We start from the raw sequence: 9,386 nt of genomic DNA, 5'->3' as shown, positions 1-9,386 counted from the left end.
CTTTTATTCATTTTAGTTGATACTTATAGTAGTCAACCAAATCCAGGGTAAGACATTCCACAGTAGGAAACTATCAGTAGTAAGGCAGATGAAAGAATATTTTTCCGGAACAGGGATTTAATAAGCAAGGAATACTAAATATTCTCCTGTACAATGAATGGTAAACTCATCTGCTGTTGCTTCATTAAGTGTTCCCTGCCACCAGTTGCTGAAGTCGCTTAGCGGATAAAACAATCCTTCTCCTTTTAATCCTTCAGCTCCAAAATTGATGATAGAGACCTGCTGACCGGGATGTGAGGCAAAACTTTGCGTATCACTCACAGGAATAAATGTCCCGTAATCAGTGACTGTCCGTACTTCCATGCCACTTCTCATATACTCCATGAGCAGGCTGATGTTTCCTAACGTATGATCTTCCCGTTTGCCGGTAGCACCTACGATGGCGATTTTCCGTATCCCTTTACTTTGCAGATAATGGACAGCTTTGGTCTGATCATTCGTCTCCTGATCCGAAATTTGAAGGATAATAGAGGAAAAACGCTTTTTATATTCCGGCAGGAGCGAGTCTCCATCGCCTATAATCACGTCGGGAGTATGTCCGCGGGAAATATATTCATTGGCGGCCCCGTCGCAACAAACGACGAATTGGGCTTCTGCCAAAAGACGCAGGGGAAGTTCGTGCGCAGGATATTCACCGTTGGCAAGTATGACGGCTTGGGGTATATAGTGTTCGTTTATCATTGCATGTTCATTATTTTTTTCCATTTGAAGTAGCCAAAGATAGCTATAATGGAGTAAAGTCCGTACAATGCGGAGGTGAAATAGAGATCTTTATAGATATAAAGTCCGCAACAGACGATGTCGACAAGAATCCAGGCAAACCATTGCTCGATGTATTTGCGTGCCAGCATCCACATTCCGACAATGCTCAACGCCGTTGTGAAACTGTCCAGCCACGGAACGTTACTGTCTGTGTATTCGATAAGTATCCGGGCGATGCCGACGAAAGACACGATAAACACAAGGAATAGTGGCAGATAGCATTTCCACGGGGTATGTATAATGGGGAGACTTTTCTTTTCCCCGTGTCCCCACATCCAGAAGAACCATCCGTAGATGGCAGCTATCAGATAGTAGATGTTGATGCCGAAGTCGGCATACAACCCCGCGTCGTAATAAACAAAGATATAAATGGCCGGCATGATGATGCCCGCCAGCCACAGATAGATACTGGCGCGATACTCCAGCCACAGGTAGATAATACCGATAAACGTACCGAATATCTCCAGATAATTCATTTCCATATTTGCTTATTTATTCGTTCTCTACGCCGGCATTACCCGGATCAGATTCTATGGGTATGTTCTCAGCCTGTCATGTTAGGGCACCCCTATTGCGTGAATCGGCGGTAAAATTACGAATTTAGCAGAAGGAAAACAAGGAATCATGTAAAAACAAGTCCTCCGTTGAAAAAACGAAGAGGAGATTTCAGCGGCATTTTTGCAATGCCGTGAAATCTCCTCTTCTCCTCATTTGTCGTGTATTATAAAACTTCTTTTTCTTTGGTCAGTTGCTCTTCATATAGCGTGTTACCGATCGTATATTTGAGGCTGAACTTTTTGGCGGTTGTGTTGTAGGTACTTTCTCCTGAGTCGATAATTACCGGTCCGTTTTCAGCATCCCATGCTTTGATCAAAACTTTCTTTACATCATTAGTGCCTTCCACTATCTGATCCGTGATGGTCAGTTCTATTGTACCCGTTTGGATATCAGCTTTCTCGTCGCTCTCGTTGTTCATGGCATAGAATAGTCTGACAGTGTTGACTCCGGTAGGCTTAATCGTTTTAGGCTTCTGAATCGTCTTCGGAGTTTCTCCTTCTAAGGTGGTATGCCCACTCATCTGGTAACTGCCCGAATAGTCATTCTTTAATTTTAATAGAATCAACATTTTATATCCGGATTCACTTATCGGATATCCTGTTGTACTTTCTATTTCGACGGGGATGACGTATGACTGGTCAATCTTCAGACTTGCTGTCTTTATCAACACAGGAACTTCGGCGGAAATACCTTCAGCGTGCTTGATTACCGTATTCTCCAAAGAAGGAATGGAATATAAATCAGTATCCAGTGATTTATAATATTTGTCCTCATTCAGAACGGTCCAGTATTTTTTATTGTAAATATCTACCAACTCTTCGTTGATCTTCATTTTTACGTTCACATCTCGGTCTAATGCTAATGTACCGGAACTGCTGACCGTGAAATAAGTTTTCACTTCTTCGTTACTGTAGCTTACTTCTGTGGTCCATACTCGGTTGTAAGCACCGATCAGGTAGATTTCTTTCTGATATTGTTCTTTTTCAAGCAGGTCTTTTTCACAAGAAGTGATGGAGAGCGTTAACAAAGAACAGACCACTATTTTGTATATTGATCTCATTATATGTTCAATTTTATATGATTAATAATCAGTTATATGATAGAAAGGGGAAAGTTACCAATCTCCGAATCCGTCCCATCCTGGATTTTGTTTCAGTTTGGCATTTTTATCCAATACGGCTCTCGGAATAGGATAGAAGTACATCTTCCTGTCAAAGCTGCGTAATGCATACTTATGAACTACATTGACAACAGTATAGAATTGGTCTCTTTCGGTTGTCTTCTTGGTAACGTCCATACCTTGTACCGGTTTGTTTTCTTCTGTTTCTGCTAGTCCCCAACGACGCAGGTCATGATATCTTCTTCCTTCGCACGCAAATTCGATCATGCGTTCGCGGATGATTAACTGACGCATCTTCACTTGATCGCTGGCATCGGCAAGGGTGATGCCCGGCAATCCGGCACGGTAACGAATCATGTTGAAGTAGTACATGATTTCCTCCGGATTATACAAAACATGATAAGTGGTGTTATCTGCCGCTTCCGTATATTCCGGTTCTCCTTTCAGTTCATTCAATGCTTCTACATAGTTCAACAGTATTTCCGCATATCTGAATACAGGGAATGTTTTTGGTTTTATTTTAGCACCTGTATGACTGGTACAGTTATCTTCCGGATGGATATATTTCTTTAGAGTATATCCCGTTAAGTTATAGTCTTCTGGATTGGCAGCCTGTTTTGCACAGTTGCCATTCACGTAATATCCTGCTGTAAAGTTAGTCACGTTGGGAGCTTCGGTTCCTGTTACCGAAGTTGCGGGCCAGAAACATTCACAGAATCCGATAGATGCGTAGAAACGCGGTTCGCGGTCCAGATACATTTTGGCAACGGTTGGTCTCAGCTCATATCCTGTGGCGATGGTAGGTACAGTACCCGCTTCTTCATAATAATCAGGTTGTTGCACATAATCTTCTCCATCTTTCATGTAGTAGGCATCTATGAGTTTCTGAGTGATTCCTAAGCCGTTCCATCCTCCCAGTTTCAACGGGAAGGCGATTGAAATGATGTTGTTGTTCAAGGGAGTAGCATAAATAAGTTCAGGGTTTTTCACAGCCAGTGCTTCTCCATTGAACATGTCTATATACGAATGGTAAGGATCGATTCCTCCTACTCCTAACGGAAATTCCGCTTGTGACGCCTGAGAGGATGCATACGTGTTTTCATCGCTGGGTACAGTGTATAATGAGTAAATACCGCTATCGATAATTCTCTTGGAGGCAGCAGCTGATTTCGCCCATTTCACCGGGTCATATTGCTGGGCTATCATGTTTCGTCCGTCGGAAGTGGTCCAGTCGGCATAATATTGATTGCCGTTGTACCACTTGGAAGCTTGATAAAGCCGGACACGTGACATGAGGGCGGCTGCCGCATATTTGGTAGGACGTTCGAATTGAGTGCTCGGGCGCGTCGGGTCCAGTAGACTGTAAGCTTCTTCGAGGTCTTTGCAGATATATTCCACACATTCATCGTACGTGTTACGTTCGAATGACAAGTTTTCAATGTTTTCATCTACCGACAGCGGCTCTTCGGGAAGGATGACTGCCGGTCCGTAAAGTTCCAACAGATAGAAATAGAAGGAAGCTCTCATGAAATGAGTCAAACCCATAATTTCACGTCTGTCCAATCCTTTCAGGTCTTTGCATTCATCGATGCGGGTGAAGATAGTGTTACACTTACGGATACCTTTGTAGTATTGTCCCCACATGTTGTAGTAAGAATCGTTCTGCGTAATTTTGTCTGCATACAAGTAGGTACCGGCGTACTCAGCTTTCTGCCATGACAGAAGAACTTCATCTACCGCAGTCTCGTAAGGACCGTAGGAACCGGAAAACAAGTTGCCTTGAGCGGGCATTAATGCCGCAGTTCCCCACACATAACGCTCCAGATAATCTTGTCTGGCAAAGATGGAGTCGAGTGGAGTCAGGTCGTTAAAGTATTCATCAACTGCCAGATAGTTGCATGAAGTCAGCATGAACGGGATGATTCCCAGTGTCGTGCATAGAATATGAAGGCTTTTCTTTAATATCTTTTTCATAATAGTTTTCAATTAGAACGTAGCTGTTAACTGTAAAGAGAAAGTACGCTGTAGCGGATATACGGCGCCGTTTTTAGATGCCTGTCCCGGATCCCATAGTTTCACTGAATCCCATACTGCCAGATTCTGTCCGACAAATTGCAGATTCATATCACTGATGCCCACTGTCCTTAGTACTTTATTCGTTCCGATACGATAGGAAATATCCAATGATTTCCAACGCAGGTAAGAACCATCTGCCAGCCAGAAAGTAGAAGCACGGTTATTGTTCTTATTCTCTCCGTAAGTCAGGCGCGGGAAACGTGCATTCGGGTTTTCTGTAGAAGGATCCCCTGAATACCATGCCGGTGTCCAACGATTCTTCGGGTCGTTTACGATGGATAGAATGTTGCCGACTTCTCCGCCTGAGAAGGGATAGAATCCGGAACCGCCGTATAAGAAGTTAACTTTGGCTGCTCCAGTGAATAAAGCACTGATAGTCCATCTTTTATATCTGTATTCCAGTGCAAAACCGTATTGAATTTGCGGTACATTGGAGTGTGCAATAGGAACAATATCGTCATCGTCAATTTTTCCGTCAGCGTTCACGTCTTTATAGCGGATATCTCCGGGGCGTACTTCGCCGTATGTCTGTTTCGGGCTTCGGTTGATTTCATCCTGATTTTGAAATAAGCCTAATGCAACCAAACCGCGCATAACACCATAATTTACATCGCTATACGATTGGTAAGGGTAGCGCACCGCATCCTGGTCCCAATGTACAACTTTGCTGACAGCATATGTCATGTTGGCACGCACCGTGAAAGAGTTGTCTTCGTTTATTTTCTGGTTCAGGTAAATGTTACCATCTATACCACTACTGCGCATACGTCCTACGTTGGTATATGGGTTGGTCACGACGCCTACTTCCGAAGGCATCATTTTTCTTTCCTGGAAGATATTATCACGAGTGTCTCTGAAGATATCTACCGTTCCACCTATTTTATCATTGAGAAATTGGAAGTCGATACCCAGGTTATATTTCTTGGCTACCTCCCAGTGTAAGTTGTTGGCTCCGATTTGTTTTTCTGTCAATCCATTGGAACCCCAACGACTACCACCTCCAAAGTTAATCAACGTCAGATATGGGAACCGACGTCCACCACCGATCTGATCGTTACCAACTTCACCATAAGAAGCTCTGATCTTCAAAAAGTTGAGCCATCCTGCATGATTCTGCATAAATTCGTATTGGGTCGGGATCCATCCTAAGGCTATTGCAGGGAACAAACCGAATTGTTTGCCCGGTTCAAAGTTTTCGGAACCGGTGTATCCTACGTTTCCTTCTATCAGATAAGCATCTTTATAAGAGTAAGTGGCTCTGGCAGATAACGCTTGATAACGTTTGGGAATAGATGAAATTTCATCATTTGCTTCGGTGGTTTCGGTGCTTTGCATATAGTAATGTATCAAACCGGTTACACGATGTTCCTGATTGAAAAGTCTTTCATAGGCAAGTTGCGATTCGAAGTAATATCTCCGGTCACTGGCAGCACTCTTGGCGAATTGAATGTTACTGGCTGATACCGTACGTTGTGTCATTAATGAACCGTCATTGTAACGGCCAAAGGCCTTGTATAGGTCCGGCATTTTGGAGCGGACTACGTTGTGTATATTGTTATTGTTATACGAGAACATTCCTCTGGCAGTCAAACCCTTGATCCATTTTCCGAAGTCTTGACGTAAGGTGAAATTGATGTTCATAGTGGTCCGGTTTCCCTTTTTAAATCCGGTATGGTTCAACAAGATATATGGTGAGATCTGTTCTCCGTTTTTACCATAAGCAGGAAGCATTCCATTGGAATAACGTAAAGGCACCGTCAGGGGAGTCAGATAGGCTTGTGCGGCCCAGAGTGCGTCATTGTTAGTTCCGAATCCCGGTGCTCTGTCTTCTACAATAGCTCCGTCCATAGCCAATCCCATGATTGTTGATGAAGTTAGGTTCATGTCTACCTTTGCGCGGAAATTATATTTAGCCCATTTGACATTCGTGTTGTATTTGTTAACTTTGTCTTGCTTGAAGATAGCATCTTTGAATGTACCTCCTACACTGACAAAATATCTGGCAACTTTTCCACCACCGGATACATTTAAATAGTGCTGATGATTAATAGTTACATCTTTCAGTATCTCTTTTTGCCAGTTAACGTTTGGATATAAGTCATTATCCAGTCCTGCTTTAATAATCTCCAGTTCTGTCGGGCTATAAAGAGGGTCCATATTGCTTACCACTCGGGCTTCGTTTGCCAAGCTGGCATAATCGTATGCTTCCAGATATTCGGGCATACGGGGGGAATAAGAGAGAGTCATACTGCTTTTCCAGGTTACCTTGGTTCGACCTTCCTGACCGGAACGGGTCGTTACCAAAACAACGCCATTTGCACCACGTACACCATAAACGGCTGTTGCCGAAGCATCTTTCAAGATAGAGAAGCTCTCAATATCCGACGGGTCGAGGTCGTTGAGGTTTCCTTCAATACCGTCAATCAAAACCAGCGCAGACTGGTTGGCACCAAATGTGCTGATACCGCGAATCCAGAACTCAGAAACATCCTGCCCCGGTTCGCCGCTTCGGTCAACGGCTATAATACCGGGAACCACACCTCCCAGCATATTGGCTACGGAAGTTGACGGAGCACTGATGGCAGCCGGATTGACACTGGTGACAGCACCTACCACGCTGACTTTACGTTGTGTTCCCATACCTACAACAACTACTTCGTCCAATGATTCTGAGTCGGGCTCCAGAGATATACGCATCTTCTTATCGGTTTGAGCAACCACTATTTCTTTGCTCTTATATCCCATAAATGAAACAATCAGCGTTGTTTTTGGAGCTAATGATTTCATACTGAAGTTACCATCCATATCTGTTATAGTTCCGGTTTTTTCTTTCCCTTTAACAGATATGTTTGCACCCGGGAGCGGATCACCATGTTCATCTAACACGATTCCGGCAATTTGAATTGGTTCTTGTTGGGCCCATATCCCTTGTGTTGCATTTCCTGCCAATAGCAGAAAGAAACACAGGGTTAATTTAAAATATAGTGTTTTCATTTCTATTCCTTATTAATTATTCAATAGCAAGTTTTCTGATGCAGTGGTTGTTTTGATCTGCAATGTAAAGAAATTCATTTTTGTCCAAATAGACACCCCAAGGCTGATCGAATTGGGCTTCCAAAGGATCCCCGTCTTTGTATCCTTTCCCGCTACCTGCTATCGTGGTCACGATATTTAACTTGGTGTCAACTTTACGAATCCGATGGTTATTAACATCCGCTATATATAAATTGCCTTCTTTATCAATAGCAATTCCACGCGGCTCATTGAATTGTGCTTCTTGTACATCTCCGTCCCGGAAGCCTGCGCCTGCACCGGGAATATATTCTTCAATGTCTCCGTCTAGAGCTGGCCAACCGTCCGTATCGCGTGTGAGCTTAAAGCGATAAACTGCACTTTTACTATGCAACACACAATAAACATACTTATCAACCGGATTGTAAGCACATAAACCATTGGAGCCTACATTATAGAGTGTACCGATTCGTTTTGCTTTGTTGGGATTTAAGGTTCTTTTATTCTTATCAAAAGGTTGTGTCCACAATTGTCCTGTGTTTTGGCGGTATATCACAAAAGTAGAATCTACAGGGTCGAGAACAACACTATGCATCCATCCTCCGTTGGCTAAAAGCTGTCCCATTTTATCAGCCACCCAGCTCACATTAGCATCGAATAAGAAACAACCGAAGTTGGCATTATCGCATGGACCAAATAGTTGTTTCTTTTCTTTATCGATAAATAAAGGTTGGTCGATTACCATGCCATCCAGTAAAGTGATCGTTTTATTTTGTTCGATGGATGATAAACGCGTTCTTCCATCAGAGTCGAATATGAATACATTGTCATCATTGTCTACAGCTACATACCTTGGAGTATTGAATGTGGTCTCGCCGAGAGTTCCGTCTTTATTGCCACCTTCTTTGGCTTTTCCTACTACTGTAGATACGGAAGAAGTTACAATATATTTGAATGTTTTTTCAGCATTGCTGAGTTCAGCTTCTTTTCCGGCAATCTCCACCCGTACATGGCTTTCCCCTCCGGCTTGCTTGGGCACTTGGGCATAAATAACATCAGGCTTGACACCTAAAACCAATGCCTCCCGTTCATTACCTACTTCATCCTTGAAGTAAACTTTCACTTGGCTTTTGTCTTCTCCGAAATTGGAACCTTTAACAATGAATTTGGTTCGTATGCCACCGGAATCGGGCATAAACTCTGTAAACTTGACTGGTTGATTAGGATCGAAAGCTGTGCTTTTCTTGTCTTCATTACAACCTACTATTAGTAGCAGGAAGCCGAAAACCATCCAGATTAGATTAAATGATTTACGCATGTTTTTCTATAAGATTTTATTAGTTTGAAAAAAGGTCTTTTTAGGCTTTCTATTTAAATAAGGTTTAATAGATTCTAATTGATTTCAATTTGACTTAAGGGCTTTTGGCTTTTTCTCTCATGTGATTAATTGTTTTAAATATTACAGATTCAAAGGTGTAAATGGCTATATATAATTGTGAAGCACACTTTCCGTTCGGTTTTCAGGATACAAACTTAGGGGATTTCAAGGAATCAGGAGCATATGCTTTTATTCATCCATGTATATCTTTTCATTCAAAATTGCTTTTTTTATCATTTGCTTCGCCTTTCTGTTATAATATTGATTATTTTTGTGACACTTAAACTAATATGAATATATAATGAAGCGAACCGTTCGATATACCGTCCTTGTTTTGATTGCTATTATAAATTCTTTAGTTATTAATGCGAATCAGCAGTTGGCTTTCTGATTCAAAAATTAAAAATTAACAAATGTAAG

General features: G+C 42.3%; 6 protein-coding genes and 1 riboswitch. All 6 genes read right to left on the bottom strand.

Annotation, left to right across the window (positions count from 1 at the left end):
* Positions 1 to 117: 117 nt before the first annotated feature.
* The 6 genes from KTR07_RS27170 to KTR07_RS27145 all read right to left on the bottom strand — a co-directional run bounded on the left by KTR07_RS27170 (position 118) and on the right by KTR07_RS27145 (position 8,906).
* The gene (locus KTR07_RS27170) at positions 118 to 741 is read right to left on the bottom strand and encodes a thiamine diphosphokinase (protein WP_055229426.1); all 624 of its coding nucleotides are present in this window, start codon (positions 739 to 741) and stop codon (positions 118 to 120) included.
* Positions 738 to 1,304 carry a nicotinamide riboside transporter PnuC gene (pnuC, locus tag KTR07_RS27165; protein WP_011108279.1) on the bottom strand — a complete coding sequence of 189 codons (567 nt, stop codon included), beginning with the start codon at positions 1,302 to 1,304 and terminating at the stop codon, positions 738 to 740. The genes KTR07_RS27170 and pnuC overlap by 4 nt, the downstream gene beginning before the upstream one ends.
* Positions 1,305 to 1,306: 2 nt before the next feature.
* Positions 1,307 to 1,402, bottom strand: a riboswitch (TPP riboswitch).
* Positions 1,403 to 1,543: 141 nt separating this feature from the next.
* Positions 1,544 to 2,440, bottom strand: a complete 897-nt coding sequence (locus KTR07_RS27160) for a BT_3044 domain-containing protein (protein WP_011108278.1) — start codon at positions 2,438 to 2,440, stop codon at positions 1,544 to 1,546.
* A gap of 54 nt (positions 2,441 to 2,494) precedes the next feature.
* Entirely contained in the window at positions 2,495 to 4,474 is a 1,980-nt protein-coding gene (locus KTR07_RS27155; protein ID WP_010535408.1) for a RagB/SusD family nutrient uptake outer membrane protein, read from the bottom strand.
* A gap of 12 nt (positions 4,475 to 4,486) precedes the next feature.
* Positions 4,487 to 7,570 (bottom strand): TonB-dependent receptor, encoded by a 3,084-nt coding sequence (locus KTR07_RS27150; protein ID WP_010535407.1) that lies wholly within the window; start codon positions 7,568 to 7,570, stop codon positions 4,487 to 4,489.
* Between the two features lie 16 nt (positions 7,571 to 7,586).
* A complete protein-coding gene (locus KTR07_RS27145; RefSeq protein WP_016268789.1) occupies positions 7,587 to 8,906 on the bottom strand; it encodes an IPT/TIG domain-containing protein in 1,320 nt (439 codons plus the stop codon).
* Positions 8,907 to 9,386 lie beyond the last annotated feature (480 nt).

This window comes from Bacteroides sp. MSK.20.82 (assembly GCF_019052485.1).
Lineage (GTDB): Bacteria > Bacteroidota > Bacteroidia > Bacteroidales > Bacteroidaceae > Bacteroides > Bacteroides thetaiotaomicron.
Note: the sequence above shows the minus strand (reverse complement) of the source record. Positions and strands in the feature narration are given on the sequence as shown.